Source organism: Kitasatospora azatica KCTC 9699, assembly GCF_000744785.1.
GTDB classification, from domain to species: Bacteria; Actinomycetota; Actinomycetes; order Streptomycetales; family Streptomycetaceae; genus Kitasatospora; species Kitasatospora azatica.
In genome coordinates, this window is the sequence record NZ_JQMO01000002.1 from 1266956 (window position 1) to 1293784 (window position 26829).

The following is a 26829-nucleotide window of genomic DNA, read 5'->3' on the forward strand; positions in this document are numbered from 1 at the left end:
CTAGGCCAGGCTGATCAGCTGATCGGCTCGACACTCTCGCCGGGCGCCCGACCGCTCACCCGTTCGGTCTCCAGGGCGCTCTGCAGGATCACCACGGCGGCGGCCTGGTCGATCGCCGAGCGGCCCTTCTTGGCCTTGACGCCGGAGGCCCGCATGCCGGCGGCGGCGGTGACCGTGGTCATCCGCTCGTCCACCAGCCGCACCGGCACCGGCGCGAGCAGCGCGGCCAGCCGACCGGCGTAGGAGCGGACCTTCTCGGCGGCCGGGCCCTCCTTGCCGCTGAGCGAGCGCGGCAGGCCGACCACCACCTCGATGGCGTCGTACTCCTCGACGATCTCCTTGAGCCGCGCCTGGGAGCGGCCCCCGGCGGGGACCGTCTCCACGGGCGTGGCGATCAGCCCGTCGGGGTCGCAGGAGGCCACCCCGATCCGGGCGTCACCGACGTCGACGGCGATCCGTCGACCCCGGCGCCAGGGCTTGGGCTCCTCCATCAGGCCGCGCGCTCCGCGACCAGCCGACGGACCGCCTCGACGGCCTCGTCCACGGCGCCCGGGTTGGAGCCGCCGCCCTGGGCCACGTCGTCCTTGCCGCCACCGCCGCCGCCGAGGGTCTTGGCGGCGACCCGGACCAGCTCACCGGCCTTGACGCCGCGCTCGCGGGCCAGCTCGTTGGTGGCGATCACGGTCAGCGGACGGTCGTTGGCGACCGTGAAGGCGGCCACCACGCCCGGGCGCGAGCCCAGTCGGGCCCGGACGTCGAGGACCAGCTTGCGCAGGTCGTCGGCGCCGGTGCCGTCCGGCACCCGGGCGGCGACCAGGGCCACGCCGTGGATGTCCTGGGCGCTGTCCACCAGACCGGCGGCGGCGGCCAGCACCTTCTCGGCGCGGAACTTCTCGATCTCCTTCTCGGCGTCCTTGAGCTTGCCGAGCATGCCGGCGATCTTCTCCGGCAGCTCCTCCGGGCGGCCCTTGACCAGCTCGGTGAGCTGGGAGACCACGGTGTGCTCGCGGGCCAGGAACTTGTAGGCGTCCACGCCGACCAGCGCCTCGACCCGGCGCACGCCGGCGCCGATCGAGGACTCGCCGAGCAGCTTCACCAGGCCCAGCTGGGCGGTGTTGCCGACGTGCGTGCCACCGCAGAGCTCCTTGGAGAAGTCGCCGATGGTCACCACGCGCACCGAGTCGCCGTACTTCTCGCCGAACATCGCGATGGCGCCCTGCTTGCGGGCCTGGTCCATGGTCATCACCTCGGCGGTGACGTCCAGCTCGCGGGCCAGCACCTCGTTGATCTTCTGCTCGACGTCCACCAGCACGGTGCCGGGGACGGCGGCCGGCGAGCCGAAGTCGAACCGGAACCGGCCGGGGGCGTTCTCCGAACCGGCCTGGGCGGCGGTGGGGCCGAGCGCGTCGCGCAGCGCCTGGTGGGTCAGGTGGGTGGCCGAGTGGGCGCGCGAGACGGCGCGGCGGCGGTCGATGTCGATGGTGGCGTACGCGGCGGCGCCGAGCACCACCTCGCCGAAGAGCACCCCGCCGGAGTGCACGACCACGCCGGGCACCGGCTGCTGCACGTCGCGGATCTCGACCACCGCGCCGGAGTCCAGGCGGATCCGGCCGTGGTCGGCGAGCTGGCCGCCGCCCTCGGCGTAGAACGGGGTGCGGTCGAGGATCAGCTCGACCTCGTCGCCCTCGGTGGCGGCCGGCGCGGGGACGCCGTCCACCAGCAGGCCGACCACGGTGGCCTCGCCCTCGGTGGCGTTGTAGCCGGTGAAGACGCTGGCGCCGGCCCGGTCGGCCACCTCGCGGTAGGCGGCGACGTCGGCGTGGCCCATCTTCTTGGCCTTGGCGTCGGCCTTGGCCCGGTCGCGCTGCTCCTGCATCAGCCGGCGGAAGCCGGCCTCGTCGACCTGCAGGCCCTGCTCCTCGGCCATCTCCAGGGTGAGGTCGATCGGGAAGCCGAAGGTGTCGTGCAGCTGGAAGGCCTTCTCGCCGGCGAGCGCGGGGTGGCCGGCCTGCTTGGCCTCGGTGACGGCGGTGTCCAGCAGGTTGGTGCCGGCCCGCAGGGTCTGCAGGAAGCGGGTCTCCTCGGCGACCACCACGGTCTCGATCCGCTTGCGGTCGGCGTCCAGCTCCGGGTACTGCGGGGCCATCGCCTTGATCGAGACGTCGATCAGCTCCTTGGCCACCGGCTCGGTGGCGCCGAGCAGGCGCATGTTGCGGATCGCCCGGCGCAGGATCCGGCGCAGCACGTAGCCGCGGCCCTCGTTGCCCGGGGTGACGCCGTCGCCGACCAGCATCAGCGCGGTCCGGATGTGGTCGGTGACCACGCGCAGCGAGACGTCCGACTTGTGGTCGGCGCCGTAGCTGTGGCCGGTGAGCTCGGCGGCCCGGTCCAGGATCAGCCGGCTGGTGTCGATCTCGAAGAGGTTGTCGACGTCCTGCAGGATGGCGGCCAGGCGCTCCAGGCCGAGGCCGGTGTCGATGTTCTTGCTCGGCAGGTCGCCGAGGATCTCGAAGCCGTCCTTGCCGTCGCCGTGGCCGCGCTCGTACTGCATGAAGACCAGGTTCCAGATCTCCAGGTAGCGCTCGCCGTTGACGGCGGGGCCGCCCTCCTCGCCGTAGGCGGGGCCGCGGTCGTAGTTGATCTCCGAGCACGGGCCGCACGGGCCGGGCACGCCCATCGACCAGAAGTTGTCCTTCATGCCCAGGCGCTGGATCCGCTCGGACGGGACGCCGATGACGTCACGCCAGATCTGCTCGGCCTCGTCGTCGTCCTTGTAGACGGTGATCCAGAGCTTCTCCTTCTCCAGGCCGTAGCCGCCGTCCGCGACGGGCGTGGTGAGCAGCTCCCACGCGAACTTGATGGCCCCTTCCTTGAAGTAGTCGCCGAAGGAGAAGTTGCCGCACATCTGGAAGAACGAGCCGTGCCGGGTGGTCTTGCCGACCTCCTCGATGTCCAACGTGCGCACGCACTTCTGGACACTGGTGGCACGGGAGAACTGCGGCTTGACCTCGCCCAGGAAGTACGGCTTGAACGGCACCATGCCGGCGTTGACCAGCAGCAGGGTGGGGTCGTCGGCGACCAGGGACGCCGAGGGAACGACGGTGTGGCCGCGCTCCTCGAAGAAGCGCAGCCAGCGGCGGCGGATCTCTGCCGACTCCATGAGTGGTCCTTCCGGTTAAGGGTGCTGGCCCCGGCGCTGTTCGAGCTGACGGGGCGTTGAGGCGATGATTTCGGGGGTGGCGGTACGCGACGGAGGCAGGGCGGCGGCCGGGGAGCCCGGTGCCGCCGAGATAGCTCGGTACCCACCGCCCGCGGTGGGGGTACCCCCGGCCGAAGGCTGGGAGAGGGTCAGGCGACGGCGCGGCGGCTCGACCACCGCGGTGCCGTCCAGCCCGAGGTCGGACCGGAGCTGCTCCTCGCGCTCGGCCATCCCGGCCCGCACCTCCAGGGCGAACCGCTTGGCGGCGTCGCCGAGCTGCAGGGCGCCGCGCGCGGCGGTGCCTGACAGGCTGTCAGGGGTGAGCCGGCGGGTGGCCTCGTTGGCCTTGTTCATGGCCCAGACGGCGGCGCCGGCGCCGACCGTCATCCAGAAGATGCGTCGAACCACGGTCCATCAGCCCTTCACGGCTCGCCGGACGCGGGCGAGCAGCCCGCCCTTGGGGGCGGTGGCTGCGCGCACCTCGGCGCGGATCAGCCGGGCCAGCGCCTCGCGCTCGCTGCCCTGCTGAGGCAGGGTCAGCGAGGCCTGCTGCCGGCCGACCGCCTTGCGGACGCCGTAGCTGAAGGCCGCGACCTTGACCAGCGGACCGCCGAGGGTGGCGGCGACGGTGGAGGAGAGCGCGTTGGCGTTGGCGGCGGCGTCCTGCACGTTGGCGGTGATGTCGTCCACCCGCACCAGCTGCTCCTGCGCGCTGCGCACGGCGGCACTGGCCTCGTGCAGCAACGGGACGGCTTGCTCGGTGACGGCGCCGACCAGCACGGTGGCCTCGCGCAGCACCTTGGACAGGCGCACCAGCACGACGGCGAGCAAGGTGACCAGGACGGCCCAGCCCACGGCCACCAGTAGGCCGGCCAGCTCTCCCACGGACACCGGATGCTCCCTTCCACTCCCTCAGGAGGGAACCCTATCGCGCCCGGACCCGCTTCCCCGACTCGATAACCGCTGGCGAGGCGCTCCCCCGGGCGTAACGTACCGACCGGTCACCTCGTTGGGCCGACCGGGGCCCCGGTCGGCGGGCCCGAGATGGGAAGGGTGGCCAGTGGCGCAGCAGGCGACGGTCGGGCACGGGCGGCTGCCCGCGGAGGTCACCAGCTTCGTCGGACGGCGGGCCGAACTGGCCGAGCTGGCCGAGCTGCTGACCCGGGCGCGACTGGTGACCGTGACCGGCCCGGGCGGGGTGGGCAAGTCCCGGCTGGCGCTGCGGGCGGCCCGCGCCGCCGCCGAGGGCTACCCGGACGGCGCGTTCCTGGTCGAGGTCGGCCAGGTGCAGGACCCGCTGCTGCTCGGCCACGCCGTGCTGGAATCGCTCGGATTGACCGACGCCACCGCGCGGCCGCCGCTGGAGGTGCTGCTCGAGCAGCTGGCGGACCGTCGGCTGCTGGTCCTGCTGGACGGCTGCGAGCACCTGGTGGCGCCCTGCGCCGAGCTGGTCGGCGCGCTGCTGCGCGGGGTGCCCGGCCTGCGGGTGCTGGCCACCAGCCGGGAGCGGCTGCGCGCGGACGGCGAGCACCTGCTGCCGGTCGCCCCGCTGCCGGTGGACGGCACCGCGGGCGGACCGGCCGAGGCGGTGCGGTTGTTCGTCGACCGGGCCGCCGCGGTGCTGCCCGGCTTCGCGCTGACCGAGCGCAACGGCGCCGAGGTCGCGCTGCTCTGCCGGCGCCTGGACGGCATCCCGCTGGCCCTGGAGCTGGCCGCCGGGCGGCTCTCGGCGCTCTCGCTGGAGCAGGTGAGCAGCCGACTGGACGACCGGTTCCGGCTGCTGACCGGCGGCTGCCTCGGCACGCTGCCCCGGCACCAGACGCTGCGCACCACGATCGGCTGGAGCCACGAGCTCTGCACGGCGCAGGAACGTTTGCTCTGGGCGCGGCTCACGGTCTTCGCCGGCTGCTTCGACCTGGAGGCGGCGGAGTTCGTCTGCGCGGGCGACGGGATCGACCCGGAGGAGGTCCTCGACCTGGTCGCCGGCCTGGTCGGCAAGTCGGTGCTGCTGCGCCTGGAGGAGGCGGGCGCGGTCCGCTACCGGCTGCTCGCCACCCTGCGCGACTACGGCGCGCTGTGGCTGCGGGCGGCCGGGGAGGGCCACCGGCTGCGCCGCCGACACCGGGACTGGTACCTGGGGCTGGCCGGCTGGGGCGAGCTGGAGTGGTTCGGCCCGCGCCAGCCGGAGGCCGCCGAGCGCACCACGCTGGCGCACAGCAATCTGCGGGCCGCGCTGGAGTTCTGCCTGAGCGAGCCGGGCGAGGAGCAGTTGGCGCTGCTGCTGGCCGGCACGCTCTGGTACTACTGGGTCGGCTCCGGCCACCTCGGCGAGGGCCGGCACTGGCTGGACCGCGCGCTGGCGCTGGCCCCCGAGCCCACCGAGGCGCGGGCCAAGGCGCTCTGGGTGACCGGCTACATCGCCACCCTGCAGGGCGACCCGGCCCGCGCGCTGCCGGTGCTGGAGGAGTGCCGCACCCAGGCGCTGGACACCGGCGACGACCGGGCGCTCGCCTACGCCCTGCACCGGCTGGGCTGTGCCGCGCTGATCGGCGACCAGCCGGCGCGCGCCGCCGAGCTGTTCACCGACGCGCTCTGGCACTACGAGAGCATCGGCGAGCTCAACAGCAACGTGCTGATGGCGATGTTCGAGCTCGGCCTGGCGCTGCTCTTCGAGGGCGACCTGGACAAGGGCGAGCACTGGATGAGCCGGGTCCGGACGCTCTGCGAGGAGTACGGCGAGCAGTGGGCGTACGCCTACGGGCTCTACGCGATGGCCTACTCGCAGTGGCTGGCCGGCGACATCCGGCAGGCCCGCGCGCACGCCCGCGAGTGCGTCCGGCTCAACCACCTGTTCCGCGACCTGGTGGGCACCGTGCTCGGCCTGGAGATGCTCGCACTGCTGGAGACCGAGCCGGTGGACCGGCCCGAGGAGCGCCCCGACCTGCTGGAGGCCCGGCTGCTGCAGGGCGCGGCGCACCGGATCTGGCAGGCGGTGGGCATCCCGCTGTTCGGCTCGCGCAACTTCAACGGCGCGCACCTGGAGTGCGCCGCCCGGGCCCGGGCCGGCCTGACCGAGGAGGAGTTCGACGGCGCCTTCGAGCGCGGCACCGCGCTCGATCTGGACGCGGCCGTCCAGCGGGTGCTGTCCCGCGCCGAGGCGGACTCCCCTGCGTGTGCCATGGACTCCGCCTGTCTTGGAGACGGCGCGGAGCCCCCGCAGCCAGCGGCTGCGGGGGCTCCGGTACTGCCTGCGGGTCAGCGCGAGTAGTACTCGACGACCAGCTGCTCGTCGCAGATCACGGGGACCTCACGACGCTGCGGGGCGCGGTCCAGGCGGAAGGCCAGCGCCTTGAGGTTGACCTCGAGGTACTTCGGAGTCTGGCCCTCGCCCGCGTAGCCACCCTCACGGGCGACCTGGAACGGAACCTTCTCCTTGGACTTCTCCTTGACCGTGACGACGTAGCCCGGCTTCATCTGGTACGACGGCTTGTTGACCTTGCCGCCGTTGACCTCGATGTGACCGTGCACGACCATCTGGCGGGCCTGGTAGATGGTCCGGGCGATGCCCGAACGCAGCACCAGCGAGTCGAGACGGGTCTCGAGCTCGGCAACCAGCGCCTCACCGGTCTTGCCCTCGGCCTTCTTCGCGCGGTCGAACGCGCGGGCCATCTGCTTCTCGCTCAGGTCGTACTGGGCGCGAAGGCGCTGCTTCTCGAGCAGACGGACCTTGTAGTCCGAGTTCTGCTTGCGACCACGGCCGTGCTGGCCGGGCGGGTACGGGCGGGCCTCGAAGTACTTGACGGACTTCGGGGTCAGCGGAACGCCCAGGGCACGAGCGATCTTGACCTTGGGACGCTTCTGGTTCGCCATGGAACCATTACCTCTTTCACGTTGCGAATACGGCTGTCACCAGGTGTTGACGGAGGTCGCCTCTCGCGGTCCGGAGAAAAACCACCCGAGGGTGATCAGCCGCTCTCCGGAGCCGGGCACAGAAGTGCAAGCACACGAATCAGCAAGTGGTCCGTGACACCGATGACGGTGCGCGACGCTCCTGGTGGCCCCGAGGGGCCACGGGCCGGTGTCCCGCTGGTGGTGGCCGGTCAGCGGTGGAGACTGCTGCCGGACCCGGGACATGGCACTTCGATCGAGTATACCGGCCGATCACTCGCCCTTGAGCCGGGCCCTGGTCCACTCCACGGTGTCCGCGTACCGGGCCTCGGCGCCGTTGCGGGTCGGCTGGTAGTACGCCTTGCCGTGCACCTCGTCCGGCGCGTACTGCTGGGCGGCGATCGAGCCGGGCAGGTCGTGCGGGTACTGGTAGCCCTGGCCGTGGCCGAGCTTGCCGGCGCCGCCGTAGTGCGCGTCGCGCAGATGCGGCGGGACGGCGCCGGCCAGCCCCGCCTTGACGTCCGCCAGGGCCGCGTCGATCGCCAGGTAGGCGGCGTTGGACTTCGGCGCCAGGGCCAGCGCGATGGCCGCCTGAGAGAGGATGATCCGGGCCTCGGGGAAGCCGATCAGCGCCACCGCCTGGGCGGCCGCGACGGCGGTGGGCAGCGCGGTCGGGTCGGCCAGGCCGATGTCCTCGCTGGCCGAGATCATCAGCCGCCTGGCGATGAACCGCGGGTCCTCCCCCGCCTCGATCATCCGGGCCAGGTAGTGCAGGGTGGCGTCCACGTCGCTGCCCCGGATCGACTTGATCAGCGCACTGGCCACGTCGTAGTGCTGGTCGCCGTCCTTGTCGTAGCGGACGGCGGCCTGGTTGACGGCGGTCTCGGTGGTGGCCAGGGTGATCTCGGCCGCGCCCTGCTCCAGCGCCGCGCCGGCCGCCGCCTCCAGCGTGGTCAGGGCCCGGCGGGCATCCCCGCCGGCGAGCCGGACCAGGTGGTCCTCGGCCTCCTGACCCAGCGTCACGCTCGCGGCCAGGCCGCGTTCGTCGGCCACCGCGCGGCGCAGCAGCGCGCGGATGTCCTCGTCGGTGAGCGACTGCAGGGTGAGCAGCAGCGAGCGCGACAGCAGGGGTGAGATCACCGAGAAGTACGGGTTCTCGGTGGTGGCGGCGATCAGGGTCACCCAGCGGTTCTCCACGGCGGGCAGCAGCGAGTCCTGCTGGGCCTTGGAGAAGCGGTGGATCTCGTCCAGGAAGAGGACGGTCTCCTTGCCGCTCATGCCGACCGCCCGGCGGGCGCCCTCGATCACGGCGCGCACCTCCTTGACCCCGGCAGTGATCGCGGACAGCTCGACGAACCGACCCTCGACGGCCTGGCTGATCACGTGCGCCAGGGTGGTCTTGCCGGTGCCGGGCGGCCCCCACAGGATCACCGAACTGGTCGCCGCCGGCCCCTTGGAGCCGGCCACCAGGCGGCGCAGCGGCGAGCCGTCCCTCAGAAGTTGCCGCTGGCCGGCCACCTCGTCCAGGGTGCGCGGCCGCATCCGCACGGCCAACGGCGCCCGGCCCGGTTCGGCGGCCTGGTGCTGTTCGGCGGCGACGGTGAAGAGGTCCGGTTCGTCCACCCCGCCACCCTATGCGAGGGCGCCGACAGCCCTACTTCCGCTTCTTGCCGCGCTCCAGCTCGTGGGCGTAGTCCGGGACGTACTTCTGCAGGTCGCGCGGCGGGCGCTGGTAGCCCTTGGGGGCCGGGCGGGGCGGTAGCGCGACGGGGGGCTTGGTGACGTCCTGGTACGGGATGGTGGAGAGCAGGTGGGCGATCATGTTGATCCGGGCGCGGCGCTTGTCGTCGCTCTCCACCACGTTCCAGGGGGCCTCGGGGATGTCGGTGTAGACGAACATCTCGTCCTTGGCCCGGGAGTAGTCCTCCCAGCGGCTGATCGACTCGGTGTCCATCGGGGAGAGCTTCCAGCGGCGCATCGGGTCCTTCAGCCGGGCCCGGAAGCGGCGTTCCTGCTCGGTGTCACTGACCGAGAACCAGTACTTGCGCAGCACGATGCCCGCCTCGATCAGCATCCGTTCGAAGGTCGGGCACTGGTGCAGGAACTGCCAGTACTCCTCGTCGGTGCAGAAGCCCATCACCTTCTCCACCCCGGCGCGGTTGTACCAGCTGCGGTCGAACAGCACGATCTCGCCGGCGGCCGGCAACTGCTCGACGTAGCGCTGGAAGTACCACTGGCCGCGCTGGCGCTCGGTGGGCGCCGGCAGGGCGGCGATCCGCGCGATGCGCGGGTTGAGGAACTCGGTGACCCGCTTGATCGCGCCGCCCTTGCCGGCGGCGTCCCGGCCCTCGAAGACCACCACCAGCCGGATCCCCTCCAGCCGCACCCACTCCTGGAGCTTCACCAGCTCGTTCTGCAGACGCAGGAGTTCGGTCTCGTACAGGTGCTTGTTGAGGCGGGGCAGGTCGGTCACGGCGGCGGCTCCAGAAAGACGGATGCTGATGACCCCTCACGTTATGACGGGTCATCAGCATCCACTGGTCGAGCGCGCCGGATCAGCTGTCCTGCTTCACCTCGGACTTAGGCGTGGCGTCCACGCCGGCCTCCTTGCGCTGGGCCGCCGTGATCGGCGTCGGCGCGCCGGTCAGCGGGTCGCCACCGGTGGAGGTCTTCGGGAAGGCGATCACGTCGCGGATGGTGTCGTAGCCGCCGAGCAGCGTGACCACCCGGTCCAGGCCCAGCGCGATCCCGCCGTGCGGCGGCGGGCCGTAGTTGAAGGCGTCGAGCAGGAAGCCGAACTGCGAGGCCGCCTCCTCCTCGGAGAGGCCGATCGCGTCGAACGCCCGCTTCTGCACCTCGCGCTGGTGGATACGGATCGAACCGCCGCCCAGCTCGGAGCCGTTGAGCACCAGGTCGTAGGCGTTCGACAGGGCGCTGCCCGGGTCGGTGTCGAAGGTGGCCAGCGACTCGGCGGTGGGCGCGGTGAACGGGTGGTGCACCGCGTGCCAGCCCTGGAACTCGCCCTTGTCGTCCTCGATCGGCTCGAACATCGGGAAGTCCACGACCCACAGGAACGCCCACTTGGACTCGTCGATCAGCTCGCAGCGGCGGCCGATCTCCAGGCGGGCGGCGCCCAGCAGCTCCTGGGACGGGGTCTTCTTGCCGGCCGCGAAGAAGATCGCGTCACCGTTCTTGGCGCCCGCGGCGGCCGCCAGGCCGGCCAGGTGCTCCTCGGAGAGGTTCTTGGCCACCGGGCCGCGCAGCTCGCCGGTCTCCGCGTCGATGATCACGTAGGCCAGGCCGCGGGCGCCGCGCGCCTTGGCCCAGTCCTGCCAGGCGTCGAAGGCCTTGCGGGGCTGCGAGGCGCCGCCCGGCATGACCACGGCGCCGACGTACGGGGCCTGGAAGACCCGGAACTCGGTGCCCTTGAAGTACTCGGTCAGGTCGGTGAGTTCCTGGCCGAAGCGGACGTCCGGCTTGTCCGAGCCGTAGCGCGACATGGCGTCGGCGTAGGACAGCCGCGGCAGCGGGTTGGGGATCTGGTAGCCGTGCACCTCGGACCAGACCCGCGAGACGATCTCCTCGCCGAGCGCCAGGATGTCCTCCTGGTCGACGAACGAGGCCTCGATGTCCAGCTGGGTGAACTCCGGCTGCCGGTCGGCGCGGAAGTCCTCGTCGCGGAAGCAGCGGGCGATCTGGTAGTACCGCTCCATGCCGGCCACCATCAGCAGCTGCTTGAACAGCTGCGGCGACTGCGGCAGGGCGTACCAGTGGCCGGGCTGCAGCCGGACCGGGACCAGGAAGTCGCGGGCGCCCTCGGGGGTGGAGCGGGTGAGGTACGGCGTCTCGATGTCGAGGTAGTCGTTCTCCTCCATCACCGTGCGGATGATGTTGTTGACCTTGGAGCGCAGCCGCAGCGCGCGGGCCGGGCCCTCGCGGCGCAGGTCCAGGTAGCGGTAGCGCAGCCGGACCTCCTCGTTGACCGTGCCCGGCTCGTACTCGGCGACCTGGAAGGGCAGCGGGGCGGCCTCGGAGAGCACCTCGATCTCGGCCACCACGACCTCGACCGCGCCGGTCGGGATGTCCGGGTTCTCGTTGCCCTCGGGGCGGACCCGGACCTCGCCGACCACCTTGACGCAGTACTCGGCGCGAAGGCCGTGCACCGAGTCGAGGTCGCGGACCACGACCTGCACGGTGCCGGAGGCGTCGCGCAGGTCGATGAACGCCACGCCACCGTGGTCGCGGCGGCGGGCGACCCAGCCGGCCAGGGTGACGGTCGCTCCGGCGTGCTCCGCGCGGAGCGTGCCCGCGTCGTGCGTGCGGATCACAGCTGCTTCTCCTTCAGGGTGGTGACGAGTGCGTCGAGTGCGACGGCGGTCTGCTCGCCGGTGGTCATGTCCTTCAACTGGACGACGCCCTCGGCGAGATCGCGGTCGCCCGCGATCAGGGCGAACCGGGCTCCGGAGCGGTCGGCGGACTTCATGGCGTTCTTGATGCCCTTGACGCCGAACGCCAGGTCGGTGGCCACGCCGGCTCGGCGCAGCTCGGTGACCTTGGCGAACAGGACGTTCTTGGCCCCCTCGCCGAGCGCGACGGCGTAGACCGAGGTGGTGGCGGGCAGGTCGAGGGTGATGCCCTCGGCCTCCAGCGCCAGATAGGTGCGGTCCACCCCGAGGCCCCAGCCGACCGAGGGCAGCGCCGGGCCGCCGAGCATCTCGGAGAGGCCGTCGTAGCGCCCGCCACCGCCGATCGCGGACTGCGCGCCCAGGCCGTTGTGCACGAACTCGAAGGTGGTGCGGGTGTAGTAGTCCAGGCCGCGGACCAGCTTGGGGTCGTCCACCCAGGCCACGCCGGCGGCGGTGAGCAGCTCGCGCACCTGGAGGTCGTACGCCTTGCAGTCCTCGCAGAGGTAGTCGCGCAGCATCGGCGCGTCGGTCAGCTGGGCCTGCACCGCCTCGCGCTTGTCGTCGAGCACCCGCAGCGGGTTGATCTCGGCCCGGCGGCGGGTGTCCTCGTCCAGGTCCAGGCCGGTCAGGAACTCCTGCAGCGCGGCCCGGTAGACCGGGCGGCACTGCTTGTCGCCGAGGCTGTTGACCAGGAGGCGGTAGTCGCTCAGGCCGAGCGAGCGGAACGCGTCGTCCGCCAGGATGATCAGCTCGGCGTCCAGTGCCGGGTCCTCGGCGCCGATCGCCTCGGCGCCGATCTGGGCGAACTGGCGGTAGCGGCCCTTCTGGGCCCGCTCGTAGCGGTAGAAGGAGCCGGAGTACCAGAGCTTGACCGGAAGGTTGCCGAGCTTGTGCAGGTTGGCCTGCAGGGCGGCCCGAACCACCGAGGCGGTGCCCTCGGGGCGCAGCGCCAGCTCGTCACCGCCCTTGGTGGTGAGGGTGTACATCTCCTTGGTGACGATGTCGGTGGACTCGCCGACACCGCGGGAGAAGAGCTTCACGTCCTCGAAGACCGGGGTCTCGATGTAGCCGTAGCCGGCCCGGCGCAGCGGGGCGGCCAGCGCCTGACGGACCGCCAGGAAGGTCGCGGAGCTGGGCGGGAGCAGGTCGTAGGTGCCCTTGGGGGCGGTGAAGGTGCTCAACTTCTCTTCCGTCACATTCCTCGTCGCGGGGCTGCGGGAGCGGTGACCGCCCCCGCCGCTTGCTTGAGGTAGGGGTTGGTGGCGCGCTCGCGGCCGATGGTGGTCTGTTCGCCGTGGCCGGAGAGCACCACGGTGGCGTCGTCGAGGGGCAGGCAGACCCGGGCCAGCGACTGCATGATCGCGGTGTGGTTGCCGCCCGGGAGGTCCGTGCGCCCGATGGAGCCGGCGAAGAGCAGGTCGCCCGAGAAGAGAACCGGTGGGATCTCCTCGGTGGCGGGCGTCCGGAACGTCACCGACCCCTTGGTATGGCCGGGCGCGTGGTCGACGGTCAGCTTCAGACCGGCCAGCTCCAGCTCGCTGCCGTCGGTCAGCAGCCGCAGGTCGTCGGGCTCGCCGATGGTGAGCTCGCCGAGCAGCTGGGCGCCGATCGAGCGGCCGAGCGCCTTCTCCGGGTCGGTCAGCATGTACCGGTCCTCGGGGTGGATCCAGGCCGGCACGTTCTTGGCGCCGCAGACCGGGACCACCGAGGCGACGTGATCGAGGTGCCCGTGGGTGAGCACCACGGCGACCGGCTTGAGCCGGTGCTCGCGGATCATCGCCTCGACCCCGGCGGTGGCCTCGTGCCCCGGGTCCACGATCACGCACTCCTCGCCGGCGGCCGGTGCCACGAGGTAGCAGTTGGTACCCCAGGCTCCGGCGGGAAATCCGGCGATGAACACGGCAGTCCTTGGGTCTCGGCGGGTCGAGGGGCGGCGCGAAGCGTCAAAGGCGGCGCAGGCGGCGCAGGGCGCGAAAAAGTCCTTCGGTGCAGCCTACCGGCGGTAAGCCGTCGGTTGCGAACCGGATAGTGGTGTGCCGCCGGGCCGGTGGTTCGTGAGCCCGCGATCGAACCGTTCACCGGGTTCTTACAGATCTGGTCCCTACACTTGGCGCCTGGTGGATGGGATGATCCGCCCGACACATCCACACACATGTTCAGCGCGAACGAGGAGACACGGCCCGGTGGTCAGCAGCGAACAGCGGCGGCGGCAGCTCGCCCGCGAGAAGTACGAGCGGCAGCAGAAGGCCCGTGCCGAGGCCGCGGTCAAGGCCAAGCGCCGCAACATTGTCCTCAGCGCCGCCCTCGCCGTCGTCGTGGTGGCGGCCGGCGGCGCCTGGGCAGGCGGCGTGTTCGACTCCAGCAGCAAGAAGAGCGACACCGCCAACGCGGCGCCCACCCCGGTCGCGCCGACGGCCAAGCCCAGCCCGGTGGACGTCAAGGGCTGCTCGGCCCCGCAGCCGGGCGACCCGAACAAGAAGCAGTGGCCGAGCGAGCCGGCCATGTCGATCGACACCAAGGCGTCCTACACGGCCACCCTGGACACCAGTTGCGGCCAGGTGACACTGTCCCTGGACGCCGCCAAGGCGCCGCACACGGTCAACTCCTTCGCCTTCCTGGCGGGTGAGAACTACTTCGACCACACCAAGTGCCACCGCCTGACCACCCAGGGCATCTACGTCCTGCAGTGCGGCGACCCGACCGCGTCCGGCAGCGGCAGCCCCGGCTACAAGTTCACCGACGAGAACCTGACCGGCGCGACCTACCCGGCCGGCACCGTGGCGATGGCCAACTCCGGTGCGAACACCAACGGCAGCCAGTTCTTCCTGGTCTACAAGGACACCCAGCTGCCGCCGAACTACACCCCGTTCGGCAAGATCACCGGTGGCCTGGACGTGCTGACCAACATCGCGGCCGGCGGCGAGAACGACGCCAACGGCCCTGGTGACGGTGCGCCCAACGCCAACGTGGTGCTCAACAAGGTGACCACCGCGAAGAGCTGATCCACTTCGCGCGCCCGCCGCGCGAATTGGCCGGGCCCGGATGCGGACAGCACCGGGCCTGGTCGCCTATGTTGCTGTTGTATAGGGTGCCCTGACCCGCTCGCCGTCACCCTCGGCAGCGAACCGGGCGGACGGGGACGGCGGACCATCGGGTCCGTCGCACATTCAACTGTGGACGACGGATCCGCACCGCGAGGCGGTGGGCGGGACGTCATGTGGAGGAGGCGCTGTGAGCAGCGACCCGTGGGGCCGTGTCGACGAGCAGGGGACCGTCTACGTCAGGACCGCCGAGGGCGAACGCGTCGTCGGCTCCTGGCAGGCGGGCTCTCCTGAAGAGGCTCTCGCCTACTTCGAGCGCAAGTACCAGGGCCTGTCCGCCGAGATCGGTCTGCTGGAGCACCGGGTGCGCAAGACCGACCTGGCGGCCAAGGACGCGCAGACCGCGCTGGACCACCTGCGGGCGCAGGTGGTCGAGGCGCACGCGGTCGGCGACCTGGACGCGCTCGCCAAGCGGCTCGACACGCTGGCCGGCGAGATCGAGTCCCGCCAGGTGGAGCGCAAGGCGGCCCGGGCCAAGGCGGCCGACGAGACCCGTGCGGCCAAGGAGGCGCTGGTCGCCGAGGCCGAGCAGCTCGCCGAGTCCACCCAGTGGCGGGAGGCCGGCGACCGGCTGCGCGCCCTGGTGGACACCTGGAAGGGCCTGCCGCGTCTGGACCGCAAGAGCGACGACGAGCTGTGGCACCGCTTCTCGCACGCCCGGTCGGTCTTCTCCAAGCACCGCAAGGCGCACTTCGCTCAGCTGGACGCCGAGCGTGAGCAGGCCAGGGCGGTCAAGGAGCGGCTGGTCACCGAGGCCGAGGCGCTGTCCAGCTCCACCGAGTGGGGCGACACCGCGGCCCGCTACCGCGACCTGATGGCGCAGTGGAAGGCCGCGGGCCGTGCGCAGCGCGACGCCGAGGACGAGCTGTGGGCGCGGTTCCGCGGCGCCCAGGACGTCTTCTTCCAGGCCCGTTCGGCGGTCTTCACCGAGCGCGACGCGGAGCAGACCGAGAACCAGAAGCTCAAGGAGGCGCTGGCCACCGAGGCCGAGGCGATCCTGCCGATCACCGACCTGAAGGCGGCCAAGGCGGCGCTGCGCGACGTCAGCGAGCGCTGGGAGGCGATCGGGCACGTGCCGCGCGACGCCAAGCCGCGGCTGGACGGGCGGCTCAACTCGGTGGAGCGGGCGATCCGCGAGGCCGAGGAGGCCGAGTGGCAGCGCTCCAACCCGGAGGCCAAGGCGCGGGCCACCGGCATGACCAGCCTGCTCCAGGCGGCGGTGGACAAGCTCCAGGCCGAGCTCAACAAGGCCCGCGCCGCGGGCAACGCGAGCAAGGTCGCCAAGCTGGAGAGCGAGCTGGCGGGCCGTCAGGCGCTGCTGGACCAGGCGCTGAAGAGCCTGCAGGAGTTCAGCGGCTGACCCCGGAGCCCGAGCAGAACCGAGCCCGAACGGAAAGGGCCCCACCGTTGCGAACGGTGGGGCCCTTTCCGTATCGGCCCTACTTCCGGGCCGAGGTGACCCGGTAGACGTCGTAGACGCCCTCCACGCCGCGGACCGCCTTGAGCACGTGCCCCAGGTGCTTGGGGTCACCCATCTCGAAGGTGAAGCGGCTCATCGCCACTCGGTCGCGGGAGGTCTGGACGGCCGCCGACAGGATGTTGACGTGCTGGTCGGAGAGCACCCGGGTGACGTCCGAGAGCAGTCGCGACCGGTCCAGCGCCTCGACCTGGATCGCCACCAGGAAGACCGAGGACTGGGTGGGCGCCCACTCGACCTCGATCATCCGCTCCGGCTGCTGGGTCAGCGAGTCCACGTTGACGCAGTCCGCGCGGTGCACCGAGACGCCGTTGCCGCGGGTCACGAAGCCGACGATCGGGTCGCCCGGCACCGGGGTGCAGCAGCGCGAGAGCTTGACCCAGACGTCGTCCACGCCCTTGACGATGATTCCCGGGTCGCCCTTGGCCCGGCGGCGGCGCTGGGCCCGGCCGTCGTGGGTCGGGACGGTGGCGGTCTCGGCGAACTCCTCGCTGGCGCCCTCCTCGCCGCCGAGCGCCTGGACCAGCTTCTGCACGATGGACTGCGCGGAGACGTGCCCCTCGCCGATCGCCGCGTAGAGCGAGGAGATGTCGGGGTAGCGCATCTCGTGCGCCAGGGTGACCAGCGAGTCGCCGGTGAGGATCCGCTGGATCGGCAGGCCCTGCTTGCGCATCGCGCGGGCGATGGCCTCCTTGCCCTGCTCGATCGCCTCCTCGCGGCGCTCCTTGGAGAACCAGGCCTTGATCTTGTTGCGGGCCCGCGGCGACTTGACGAAGCCGAGCCAGTCCCGGGACGGCCCGGCGCCCTCGGCCTTGGAGGTGAAGACCTCGACCAGGTCGCCGTTCTCCAGGGTCGACTCCAGCGGCACCAGCCGCCCGTTGACCCGGGCTCCTATGCAGCGGTAGCCGACCTCGGTGTGCACCGCGAAGGCGAAGTCCACCGGCGTGGCGCCGGCGGGCAGCGCTATCACGTCGCCCTTGGGCGTGAAGACGAAGACCTCGTTGTTGGACAGGTCGAAGCGCAGCGACTCGAGGAACTCGCTCGGGTCCTCGGTCTCCTTCTGCCAGTCGAGCAGCTGGCGCAGCCAGGCCATCTCGTTGACCGCGCCGGCCTTGTCCTCCTTGCGGACCTGGGACGGCGTGTCGGTGCGCACCTTGGAGGTGCCGGCCACCGCGCGCTGCTTGTACTTCCAGTGCGCGGCGATGCCGTACTCGGCGCGGCGGTGCATGTCGAAGGTGCGGATCTGCAGTTCGACCGGCTTGCCGCCGGGGCCGATCACCGTGGTGTGCAGCGACTGGTACATGTTGAACTTGGGCATCGCGATGTAGTCCTTGAACCGGCCGGGGACCGGGTTCCATCGCGCGTGGATGGTGCCGAGCGCCGCGTAGCAGTCGCGCACGGTGTCGACCAGGACCCGGATGCCCACCAGGTCGTAGATCTCCGCGAAGTCGCGGCCTCGGACGATCATCTTCTGGTAGACCGAGTAGTAGTGCTTCGGTCGGCCGGTCACCGAGGCGGAGATCCGGGCGCCGCGCAGGTCACCCTGGACCTGGTCGATCACGGTGGCCAGGTACTCGTCCCGCTTGGGCGCCCGCTCGGCGACCAGACGCACGATCTCGTCGTACATCTTGGGGTAGAGGATGGCGAAGGCCAGGTCCTCCAGCTCCCACTTGATGGTGTTCATGCCCAGCCGGTGCGCCAGCGGGGCGTAGATCTCCAGCGTCTCGCGGGCCTTCTTCTCCTGCTTCTCCCGCTTGAGGTACCGCATGGTGCGCATGTTGTGCAGCCGGTCGGCGAGCTTGATCACCAGGACCCGCGGGTCCTTGGCCATCGCGACGACCATCTTGCGAACCGTTTCGGCCTGCGCGGCCTCGCCGAACTTGACCTTGTCCAGCTTGGTGACGCCGTCCACCAGCAGCGCGACCGAGTCGCCGAAGTCCTGGCGCAGGGTCTCCAGGCCGTAGTCGGTGTCCTCGACGGTGTCGTGCAGCAGGCCGGCCATCAGGGTCGCCGCGTCCATCCCCAGCTCGGCCAGGATGGTGGCCACCGCCAGCGGGTGGGTGATGTACGGGTCGCCGCTCTTGCGCTTCTGGCCGCGGTGCCAGCGCTCGGCCACCGCGTAGGCGCGCTCGATGTCGCGCAGCAGGGCCGGGTCGGCCTTCGGGTCGTTGGCCCGGATGCTGCGGAACAGCGGTTCCAGGACGGGGTTGAGCACCGAGGAGCGCTGGCCGCCGAAGCGGGCCAGCCGGGCCCGCATGCCGCCGCTGGGGGAGGCCTGGCGCAGGGCGGGTGCCACCGCGCGGGCCAGACCGGAGGGCGGCGCCGGACGCGCCGGCGTGGCGCCGGACGACGCGGGCGCGGCGGCGCCCGTGCCGGGCCCGCCGGCCGACTGACTGGTGGGCGCGGTAGCCGTGGGCACAACCTCGTCGGGCAATGACACTCCTCGGTACGCACCGGATGAACCTTCATGGTACCGAGCTGGGCGCGCCGACGTTTCGCCGCCCGGGGGCTGACATGCCGAGAGCGGCGGTCGCCACCGCGACCACCGCTCTCGTTGCTGCTCCGCGAGCTACTGCTCGGGCCTACTCAGACCGTGACCAGGGTCTCCAGCGGCGCGCCGCCCAGGTGCGGGGCGAGCTTCGCGCGCCCGTCCAGGAAGCCGAGCTCCATCAGCACGACCACGCCGACCAGCTGGGCGCCGGTCCGCTGGACCAGGTCCAGCGAGGCGGCGATGGTGCCGCCGGTGGCCAGCACGTCGTCCACCACCAGCACCCGCTCACCCGGCGCGAAGGCGTCGCACTGCACCTCCAGGGTGGCCGAGCCGTACTCCAGGTCGTAGGACTGCTGGAACACCTCGCCGGGCAGCTTGCCCTTCTTGCGGATCGGCACGAAGCCGAGCCCGGCCGCGAAGGCCGCCGGAGCCGCGAGCACGAAACCGCGCGCCTCCAGGCCCACGATCTTGGTCGCCCCGAGCTCCTCGGCCCGGCCCGCCAGCGCCTTGGTCAGGGCCGCGAAGGCCTCGGCGTCGGCGAGCAGCGGGGCGATGTCCTTGAACAGCACCCCCGGCTTCGGGTAGTCGGGGACGTCCCGGATCCTGCTGGTGAGCAGGTCGGCCAGGAGTGTGTCAGTCACAGGGTTTCCTTCAGGGCTCAGCGCTTGCCGGACGGACGGCCCTTGCCACGGGCCCGGTTGACCGGCTGGTTACGCTGACCGACCATACCCGCAGCCACGCTGTCCACCACCACGTCCTCGGCCTCGTCGGAGACGCCCTCGCCGGCCGCCTCGGCCGCGGCCGCGGCCTTGGCATCCGCCGCGCGGCGCTGGGCGACCCGCTTGGCGAGCGCCTTCATCTCCGGGGTCTGCTCCTTGAGCTGCGCGAGCAGCGGGGTGGCGACGCAGATCGAGGAGTAGGCACCGGCCGACAGACCGATGAACAGCGCCAGCGAGATGTCGTTCAGGGTGCCGGCGCCGAGCAGGCCGCCGCCGATGAAGAGCAGCGCCGCGACCGGCAGCAGGGCGACCACGGTGGTGTTCAGCGAACGCACCAGGGTCTGGTTGAGGCCCGCGTTGGCCGCCTCGCTGTAGGTGAGCTTGTTCTGCTTCTCCAGGTTCTTGGTGTTCTCCTTCACGGTGTCGAAGACGACGACCGTGTCGTAGAGCGAGTAACCGAGGATCGTCAGGAAGCCGATCACCGTACCGGGGGTGACCTCGAAGCCGACCAGGGCGTAGACGCCGATGGTGATCAGCAGGTCGTGGATGAGGGCGACCAGGGCGGCCACCGCCATCCGCCACTCGAAGGCGATCGCCAGGTAGGCGGTGACCAGGACCATGAAGATGACCAGGCCGAGCAGCGCCTTCTGGGAGATCTGGTGACCCCAGCTGGGGCCGACCACCTGGGCGTTGATGTCCGAGCTCGGCACCGACAGGTCGGTGGAGAGCTGCTTGACGACGGTGTCCGAGGACACCTTCTCGCCGGAGCTGACCTGGATCCGGATCTTGCCGTCACCGGTGGACTGCACCTGGGAGGTGGAGTCGCCGACGATCTTGTCGATCTCGGTCTGCGCCTGGCTGACCGACAGGCCGGCCTTCTGCACGGTGTAGACCGAGCCGCCCTTGAACTCGATGCCCAGGTGCAGGCCGATCACGGTCAGACCGATCAGCGCCGCGCCGGCGATCGCCGCGGAGATGCTGTACCAGAGCTTGCGCCGGCCGACGAAGTCGAAGCTGACCTCGCCCTGGTAGAGACGGTGGCCGAGGTTGCTGAAGCGCGACATTGCGTCAGGCCTCCTTGACGGCGGCGGAGGTGGCGGGGCGACGACGGCTGCTCCGCAGCGGCGGGCGGGCGCCCAGGCGCTTCGGGTCCAGGCCGGACCAGGGGTGACCCTCGGCGAAGAACTTCTTCCGCGCCAGCAGTGTGATCAGCGGCTTGGTGAACAGGAAGATCACCACGATGTCGAGCAGGGTGGTCAGGCCCAGGGTGAAGGCGAAGCCCTGCACCTTGCCGACCGAGACGAAGTACAGCACCGCGGCACACAGGAACGACACGAAGTCGGAGACCAGGATGGTGCGGCGGGCGCGCGGCCAGGCGCGCTGGACGGCCGGGCGCAGCGGGGCGCCCTCGCGGACCTCGTCGCGGATGCGTTCGAAGTACACGATGAAGGAGTCCGCTGTGATACCGATCGCCACGATCGCACCGCAGACCGCCGGCAGGTTCAGCGCGAAGCCGATGCCGGCGCCGAGCAGGGCCATGATCGAGTAGGTCAGGATCGCGGAGACCACCAGACCGGCGATCGAGACCAGGCCCAGACCGCGGTAGTAGATCAGCGAGTAGAGGACCACCAGCGCCAGGCCGATCGCGCCGGCGATCAGACCGGCGTGCAGCTGGTCGCCACCGAGCTGCGCGGTGACGGTGGTGATGTCGCTCTTGTCGAAGCTCAGCGGCAGGGCGCCGAAGCTCAGCACGTTGGCCAGGCCGGTGGCCTGGTCCTGGCTGAAGGTGCCGGAGATCACGGCGCTGCCGCCGGTGATCGACTGCTGCACGTACGGGTGCGAGACGACCTTGCCGTCCAGCACGATGGCGAACTGGTTGGCCGGGGCCTGCTGGGCGGCGAGCTTGCCGGTGGTGTCCGCGAAGGCCTTGGAGCCGGTGTCGTTGAAGGCCAGCTGGACCTGCCAGCCGGCGGCACGCTGGGTGTCGTAGCCGGCCTGGGCCTTGGAGATGTCCGAGCCGTTGACCGCGACCGGGCCGAGCGCGAACTTGAACCAGGTGCCCTGCTCCTTGTCGTAGGAGCAGGCCACCGCGTTCTTGCTCGGGTCGGTGCCCTGGTAGTCCTGGCGCTGGGTGGCGTTGGAGCAGTCCAGCGAGGTGAACTGCTGCTGCAGCTCGGCGGGGACGGTGCCCTGGGTGGTCAGCGCGGTGATGTCCGCGTTGCTCGGGGCGGAGGGCGCGGCGGAGGCGCTGGGCGCGGCACTGCCGCTGGAGTTCGCCGAGGCGGAAGCGGAGCCGGAGGCCGGCGCGGAGGCGCTGCTGCTCGGGTCTGCGGCCTTCAGACCGTCGGAGACGGCGCGGCCGGCCTTGGACGGGCTGGCGCTCGCACTGCCGCTCGCGCTGGGCGAGCCGGCCGCGGCCGAGGCGCCACTGGCGGACGCCGAGGCGCTCGGCGAAGCACTGCCGCTCGGCGAGGCGCTGCCACTGGGCTTGGCGCTGGGGGCGACGGGAGGCTGACCCGACATCGCGGTGGCCAGCACCGGCCGGAAGTAGAGCTTGGCCGTGGTGCCGACCTGCTCGGCGGCCTGCTGGCTGTTGGTCCCCCGGGGGATGTTGACAATGATGTTGTCATTGCCCTGGGTCTGGACCTCGGCCTCGGAGACACCGAAGGCATTGACTCGCTTCTGGATGATCCCGACCGCGATGTCCATGTTGGACTGGTTGATCGCGGCCTTGTCCGTGGACTTGGCGGTCAGCGTGATGCTGGTGCCGCCGGCGAGATCGATCCCGAGGCGAGGCGTCCTGTGGCCCGTCCCGAACATGAGGGCGACCAGTCCGACGGTGACCACCAGGATGAGGGCCAAAGCCCGCCCCGGATAACCGTCGCGCGGACGCGACTTGGGTGTTGCCACCTTGCTCGTTTCTCCCTGTCCCATGCCGTCGGCACAGCGCCGCCGGCCTGCGCAGGCAGGGGGCGGCGCGAACCGCGGACAACCGTGAAGTGGTGCAGACCGCCCGAACTACTTGGCTGCGGGCTTCTCGCTGTCGGTCTTGTCGAGGCTGATGGCCTCGTCCGACGCCGCGTCCTCGACGGACTCGGTCTCGACACCATCGAGCGACGCGTCCTCCTCGGGACGGCCGTTGATGATCTCGTCGTACTCCTGCGGGTCGATCACCGCGGCGATGGCGTTCTTCGCGAAGTGGGTCACCACGCCGGGCGCGAGCTCCAGCTCGACGGTGGAGTCGTTGACCGACTTCACCGTCGCGTACAGCCCCCCGATGGTCCGCACGGCGGAGCCCTCAGTCATGGCCGACTGCATGGTCTGCGCCTGCTGCTGCCGCTTCTTCTGCGATCGGAACATCAGGAAGATCGCGGCGATCGGGAGGAGAAAAATGATCATTTGCACAGCTGACAGGGTCCTTTACGGGCATCTGACGGATGGCCCAGTGGCGATGGTCGGCCCGCCAGGCGAGACGGGGCGGTCCGGCGAAGTCTAGGAGACCCGCTCTGATCGGACAACGCCAAGCATCGCATCCTGCCGCCGAAGGTGGCGAGTCCCTGACGTGTCCCGTCTCACAATGCCCCTCGGCTCAGGGCTCGGCGGTGCCGAACAGCTCCTGCTGCGGGGGCACGCTACCGCGTCCGGCCTGGACCGGTGGCGTCAGGCCCAGGTGCTGCCAGGCGGCGGCGGTGGCGATCCGCCCGCGCGGGGTACGGGCCAGCAGTCCCTCGCGCACCAGGAAGGGCTCGGCCACCTCCTCGACCGTCTCGGCCTCCTCCCCCACCGCGACGGCCAGCGTTGACAGGCCCACCGGACCGCCACCGAACAGTCGCAGCAGCGCGTGCAGGACCGCCCGGTCGAGGCGGTCCAGACCGCGCTCGTCCACCTCGTAGACCTGCAGCGCGCGAGCGGCGATCCGCTGGTCGACCACGCCGTCGTGCTCGACCTGGGCGTAGTCGCGGACCCGGCGCAGCAGCCGGTTGGCGATCCGCGGGGTGCCGCGCGAGCGGCCGGCGATCTCGGCGGCGCCGGCCGGGTCGATCTCGACGTCCAGCAGCGCGGCCGAGCGGTGCACCACCCGCTGCAGCTCGGCGGGGGCGTAGAACTCCATGTGGCCGGTGAAGCCGAACCGGTCGCGCAGCGGGGGCGGCAGCAGGCCGGCCCGGGTGGTCGCGCCGACCAGGGTGAACGGCGGCAGCTCCAGCGGGATCGCGGTGGCGCCGGGGCCCTTGCCGACGATCACGTCGACCCGGTAGTCCTCCATCGCCATGTAGAGCATCTCCTCGGCCGGCCGGGACATCCGGTGGATCTCGTCGAGGAAGAGCACCTCGCCCTCGGTCAGCGAGGAGAGGATCGCGGCCAGGTCGCCGGCGTGCTGGATGGCCGGCCCGGAGGTGATCCGGATCGGCGCGTTCAGCTCGGCGGCGATGATCATCGACAGGGTGGTCTTGCCGAGCCCGGGCGGGCCGCTGAGCAGCACGTGGTCCGGGGCGCTGCCGCGCTTGCGGGCGGCCCGCAGCACCAGCGACAGCTGCTCGCGGACCCGCTCCTGACCGATGAACTCGTCCAGCAGCTTGGGCCGCAGCGCCGCCTCGACCGCCTGGTCCGCGTCGTCGGCCGCGGCGCCCACCAACCGGTCGGCGGAGTCGGAGTCGTACGGGCTCATGAAAGCGGGCTCCAAGTCGACAAAGTGACGAGTAGTCAGGGAGATCTAGGAACAGAGCAGGGTCATCGGGTGCGGCTACCGGGTGCGGTTGAGGCTGCGCAGCGCGGACTTCAACAGGGCGCCCACATCGGTGCGCTGCTGTGCCTCGGCCTCCGGGGTGACGGCGGCCACCGCCTCCTCGGCCTCGCGCGGAGCGTAGCCCAACCCGACCAGGGCCGCGTGCAGCTGCTCGCTCCAGGGCGCCGGCCCGCTGGCCACCGGCTGCTGGGCCGGCACGCTGCCGTGCGGGGCGCCGAGCTTGTCCTTGTACTCGAGCAGCAGCTTCTGGGCGAGCTTGGGGCCGATCCGCGGCACCGCGGTCAGCGACTTGGCGTCGCCCTGGGCGACCGCCCGGCGCAGCTCGTCCGGGGTGAAGACGCCGAGCATGGCCAGCGCCATGGTGGCGGCCACGCCACTGGCGGTGAGCAGGATCTCGAAGGTGGCCCGCTCGTCCTCGTCGGCGAAACCGTAGAGGGTGAGCGAGTCCTCCTTGACGATCAGCGAGGTGGTGAGCCTGGTGTGCTGGCCGATCCTCAGCTCGGCGAGGGTCCGGGGCGTGCACTTGACCAGCATGCCGACCCCTCCCACCTCGACCACCGCGCTGCCCGGGGTGATGGCGGCGACCGGGCCCTGGACGAAGGCGATCACGGGCGGTACTCCTTGCGGGTTCTGGCCACGGCTGCGGCGATTTTGTCGGCGGCGCTGCCGCGCCAGATGTGACAGATCGCCAGCGCCAGGGCGTCGGCGGCGTCGGCGGGCTTGGGCGGGGCGTCCAGTCGCAGCAGCCTGGTCACCATGGCGGTGACCTGGGCCTTGTCGGCCCGCCCCGAGCCGGTGACGGCGGCCTTGACCTCGCTCGGGGTGTGCAGCACCACCGGTATCCCGCGCCGGGTGGCGCAGAGCATCGCCACCGCGCTGGCCTGCGCGGTGCCCATCACGGTGGACACGTTGTGCTGGGCGAAGACCCGCTCGATCGCGACCACGTCGGGCCGGTGGGTCTCCACCCACTCCTCCAGACCCTGCTCGATCGCCAGCAGCCGCAGCGGCACCTCGTACTCGGCGGGGGTGCGCACCACGCCGACCGCGACCATCCGCAGCGGTCGGCCCGGCGCGCCGTCGACCACGCCGACACCGCACCTGGTCAGCCCGGGGTCCACACCCAGTACCCGCACGCTCCCACCCTTCGTCAGTCGTGCCTGGTCAGACCCTAGCTGCCGGCACTGACAGCGCCCTCGGCGACACCTGGCCCCCGGCACCAATGACACCGGCCCGGCAGTCCCGCGGGGACCACCGGGCCGGACGGGGCGTCAGGACTACTCGGCGTCGAGCTGCGCGCCGACCTCGTCGGAGATGTCGAAGTTGGCGAAGACGTTCTGCACGTCGTCGCTGTCCTCCAGCGCGTCGATCAGCTTCAAGATCTTGCGGGCGCCGTCCACGTCCAGCTCGACCTGCATGCTGGGCACGAAGTTGGCCTCGGCCGAGTCGTAGTCCAGGCCGGCGTCCACCAGCGCGCTGCGGACCGCGACCAGGTCGGTGGCCTCGGAGAGCACCTCGAGGGTGTCGCCGAGGTCGTTGACCTCCTCGACGTCCAGGCCGGCCTCGAGCACGACCTCGAGGACCTTGTCCTCGTCCACGCCGTCGCTCTTGGGGACGATGACCTGGCCCTTGCGGTTGAACAGGTACGAGACCGAACCCGGGTCGGCCATCGAGCCGCCGTTGCGGGTCATCGCCACGCGCACGTCGGAGGCGGCGCGGTTGCGGTTGTCGGTCAGGCACTCGATCAGCACCGCGACACCGTTCGGGCCGTAGCCCTCGTACATGATCGTGGCGTAGTCGGCGCCGCCGGCCTCGAGGCCGCCGCCGCGCTTGACCGCGCGGTTGATGTTGTCGATCGGGACCGAGCTCTTCTTGGCCTTCTGGATGGCGTCGTAGAGCGTCGGGTTGCCGGCCGGGTCGGGCCCGCCGGTCTTCGCCGCCACCTCGATGTTCTTGATCATCTTGGCGAAGAGCTTGCCGCGCTTGGCGTCGATCACGGCCTTCTTGTGCTTGGTGGTAGCCCACTTAGAGTGGCCGGACATCACCAGCTCCTTTACGTCGCCAAAGGGGAATGAAACAGAGGAGATCTTACCGGTGTCGGGACGGCTGGACGGGCACCGGTCAGGCCCGGGTGCTCAGCGACTCCTCGACGATCCGCACGAAGAGGGCGTGCACCCGGTGATCACCCGTCAGCTCGGGGTGGAAGGAGGTGGCCAGCAGATTGCCCTGGCGCACCGCGACGATCCGCGACTCGGCGCCGTCGGCGGCCGGCAGCTCGGCCAGCACCTCGACCCCGGCGCCCACCGACTCGACCCAGGGGGCCCGGATGAAGACGCCGTGCACCGGCGCGCCCTCGAAGCCCTTGAAGTCGATCGCCGACTCGAAGGACTCGTTCTGCCGGCCGAAGGCGTTGCGACGCACCGTCATGTCGATGCCGCCGACGCTCTGCTGGTCGTCCCGGCCGTCCAGGATCTTCTCGGCCAGCATGATCATGCCGGCGCAGGAGCCGTAGACCGGCATCCCGGCGGCGACCCGCTCGCGCAGCGGCGCCATCAGCCCGAAGGCCAGCGCCAGGTTGGACATGGTGGTGGACTCGCCACCGGGTATCACCAGGGCGTCGACCTCGGCCAGCTCCTCGGGCCGACGGACCGGACGGGCCAGGGCGTCCGCCTCGGCGAGGGCGATCAGGTGCTCGCGGACGTCGCCCTGCAGAGCCAGGACGCCGATCACAGGAGTGGTGGTGGACACGGCTGAGAACCTCTTCATGTCGATAAAGGCGGGAAGCAGGGCGGCCCGCCGCGCCTGGA

The 26829-nt window shown here is 71.2% G+C and carries 23 protein-coding genes; 3 read left to right on the plus strand and 20 right to left on the minus strand.

Going from position 1 to position 26829, the window contains the following annotated elements; translation table 11 throughout:
• Positions 1-14 precede the first annotated feature (14 nt).
• From ruvX to BR98_RS05935, 4 genes are read right to left on the minus strand one after another with little or no spacing between them, the layout of a single operon-like run.
• Complete coding sequence (ruvX, locus tag BR98_RS05920; RefSeq protein WP_035840836.1) at positions 15-491, minus strand: Holliday junction resolvase RuvX; 477 nt, start codon at positions 489-491, stop codon at positions 15-17.
• On the minus strand, positions 491-3160 hold the full coding sequence (alaS, locus tag BR98_RS05925) for an alanine--tRNA ligase (RefSeq protein ID WP_035840838.1): 2670 nt from the start codon (positions 3158-3160) through the stop codon (positions 491-493). Before alaS ends, ruvX begins: the two co-directional genes overlap by 1 nt.
• 15 nt (positions 3161-3175) lie before the next feature.
• Positions 3176-3607 carry a DUF6167 family protein gene (locus BR98_RS36060; protein WP_157537431.1) on the minus strand — a complete coding sequence of 144 codons (432 nt, stop codon included), beginning with the start codon at positions 3605-3607 and terminating at the stop codon, positions 3176-3178.
• Between the two features lie 6 nt (positions 3608-3613).
• Positions 3614-4090, minus strand: coding sequence for a DUF948 domain-containing protein (locus BR98_RS05935; RefSeq protein WP_035840841.1), 477 nt, complete (start codon positions 4088-4090; stop codon positions 3614-3616).
• A 169-nt stretch (positions 4091-4259) separates the two neighbouring features.
• Here BR98_RS05935 and BR98_RS05940 point away from each other — a divergent pair, with 169 nt between their 5' ends.
• Entirely contained in the window at positions 4260-6467 is a 2208-nt protein-coding gene (locus tag BR98_RS05940; RefSeq protein WP_051969356.1) for an ATP-binding protein, read from the plus strand.
• Here the strand turns inward: BR98_RS05940 and rpsD are convergent.
• From rpsD to BR98_RS05970, 6 genes are all read right to left on the minus strand, one after another.
• The gene (gene rpsD, locus BR98_RS05945) at positions 6455-7069 is read right to left on the minus strand and encodes a 30S ribosomal protein S4 (RefSeq protein WP_035840847.1); all 615 of its coding nucleotides are present in this window, start codon (positions 7067-7069) and stop codon (positions 6455-6457) included. The two genes, BR98_RS05940 and rpsD, sit on opposite strands and share 13 nt — an antisense overlap.
• 291 nt (positions 7070-7360) lie before the next feature.
• Positions 7361-8710 carry a replication-associated recombination protein A gene (locus BR98_RS05950; RefSeq protein WP_035840848.1) on the minus strand — a complete coding sequence of 450 codons (1350 nt, stop codon included), beginning with the start codon at positions 8708-8710 and terminating at the stop codon, positions 7361-7363.
• 31 nt (positions 8711-8741) lie between these two features.
• A complete protein-coding gene (gene ppk2, locus BR98_RS05955; RefSeq protein WP_035840850.1) occupies positions 8742-9560 on the minus strand; it encodes a polyphosphate kinase 2 in 819 nt (272 codons plus the stop codon).
• A gap of 82 nt (positions 9561-9642) precedes the next feature.
• Positions 9643-11415, minus strand: a complete 1773-nt coding sequence (aspS, locus tag BR98_RS05960) for an aspartate--tRNA ligase (protein ID WP_035840854.1) — start codon at positions 11413-11415, stop codon at positions 9643-9645.
• Positions 11412-12674 (minus strand): histidine--tRNA ligase, encoded by a 1263-nt coding sequence (hisS, locus tag BR98_RS05965; protein WP_035840857.1) that lies wholly within the window; start codon positions 12672-12674, stop codon positions 11412-11414. Before hisS ends, aspS begins: the two co-directional genes overlap by 4 nt.
• 11 nt (positions 12675-12685) lie before the next feature.
• Positions 12686-13393 (minus strand): MBL fold metallo-hydrolase, encoded by a 708-nt coding sequence (locus tag BR98_RS05970; RefSeq protein WP_035840859.1) that lies wholly within the window; start codon positions 13391-13393, stop codon positions 12686-12688.
• A 283-nt stretch (positions 13394-13676) separates the two neighbouring features.
• On the opposite strand from BR98_RS05970, the gene BR98_RS05975 reads away from it, so the two are divergent.
• Both BR98_RS05975 and BR98_RS05980 read left to right on the plus strand, forming a co-directional pair.
• Positions 13677-14495, plus strand: coding sequence for a peptidylprolyl isomerase (locus BR98_RS05975; protein ID WP_035840860.1), 819 nt, complete (start codon positions 13677-13679; stop codon positions 14493-14495).
• A gap of 229 nt (positions 14496-14724) precedes the next feature.
• A complete protein-coding gene (locus BR98_RS05980; protein ID WP_035840863.1) occupies positions 14725-15954 on the plus strand; it encodes a DUF349 domain-containing protein in 1230 nt (409 codons plus the stop codon).
• A 79-nt stretch (positions 15955-16033) separates the two neighbouring features.
• Here the strand turns inward: BR98_RS05980 and BR98_RS05985 are convergent, their stop codons facing one another.
• The 10 genes from BR98_RS05985 to pdxT form a co-directional block, all read right to left on the minus strand.
• Complete coding sequence (locus tag BR98_RS05985) at positions 16034-18505, minus strand: RelA/SpoT family protein (RefSeq protein ID WP_083976018.1); 2472 nt, start codon at positions 18503-18505, stop codon at positions 16034-16036.
• Positions 18506-18657: 152 nt separating this feature from the next.
• Positions 18658-19203 carry an adenine phosphoribosyltransferase gene (locus BR98_RS05990; protein ID WP_035840867.1) on the minus strand — a complete coding sequence of 182 codons (546 nt, stop codon included), beginning with the start codon at positions 19201-19203 and terminating at the stop codon, positions 18658-18660.
• Positions 19204-19220: 17 nt separating this feature from the next.
• A complete protein-coding gene (gene secF, locus BR98_RS05995; RefSeq protein WP_035840869.1) occupies positions 19221-20345 on the minus strand; it encodes a protein translocase subunit SecF in 1125 nt (374 codons plus the stop codon).
• Positions 20346-20349: 4 nt separating this feature from the next.
• On the minus strand, positions 20350-22191 hold the full coding sequence (secD, locus tag BR98_RS06000) for a protein translocase subunit SecD (RefSeq protein ID WP_407639419.1): 1842 nt from the start codon (positions 22189-22191) through the stop codon (positions 20350-20352).
• A gap of 108 nt (positions 22192-22299) precedes the next feature.
• Positions 22300-22680, minus strand: a complete 381-nt coding sequence (gene yajC / locus BR98_RS06005; RefSeq protein ID WP_035843148.1) for a preprotein translocase subunit YajC — start codon at positions 22678-22680, stop codon at positions 22300-22302.
• A gap of 190 nt (positions 22681-22870) precedes the next feature.
• Entirely contained in the window at positions 22871-23947 is a 1077-nt protein-coding gene (ruvB, locus tag BR98_RS06010) for a Holliday junction branch migration DNA helicase RuvB (RefSeq protein ID WP_035840871.1), read from the minus strand.
• A 75-nt stretch (positions 23948-24022) separates the two neighbouring features.
• The gene (gene ruvA, locus BR98_RS06015; RefSeq protein WP_035840874.1) at positions 24023-24634 is read right to left on the minus strand and encodes a Holliday junction branch migration protein RuvA; all 612 of its coding nucleotides are present in this window, start codon (positions 24632-24634) and stop codon (positions 24023-24025) included.
• On the minus strand, positions 24631-25158 hold the full coding sequence (gene ruvC / locus BR98_RS06020) for a crossover junction endodeoxyribonuclease RuvC (RefSeq protein WP_035840877.1): 528 nt from the start codon (positions 25156-25158) through the stop codon (positions 24631-24633). The genes ruvA and ruvC overlap by 4 nt, the downstream gene beginning before the upstream one ends.
• A 141-nt stretch (positions 25159-25299) precedes the next feature.
• Positions 25300-26064, minus strand: coding sequence for a YebC/PmpR family DNA-binding transcriptional regulator (locus BR98_RS06025; protein WP_035840880.1), 765 nt, complete (start codon positions 26062-26064; stop codon positions 25300-25302).
• A 79-nt stretch (positions 26065-26143) separates the two neighbouring features.
• Complete coding sequence (gene pdxT / locus BR98_RS06030; protein ID WP_232247255.1) at positions 26144-26770, minus strand: pyridoxal 5'-phosphate synthase glutaminase subunit PdxT; 627 nt, start codon at positions 26768-26770, stop codon at positions 26144-26146.
• Positions 26771-26829 lie beyond the last annotated feature (59 nt).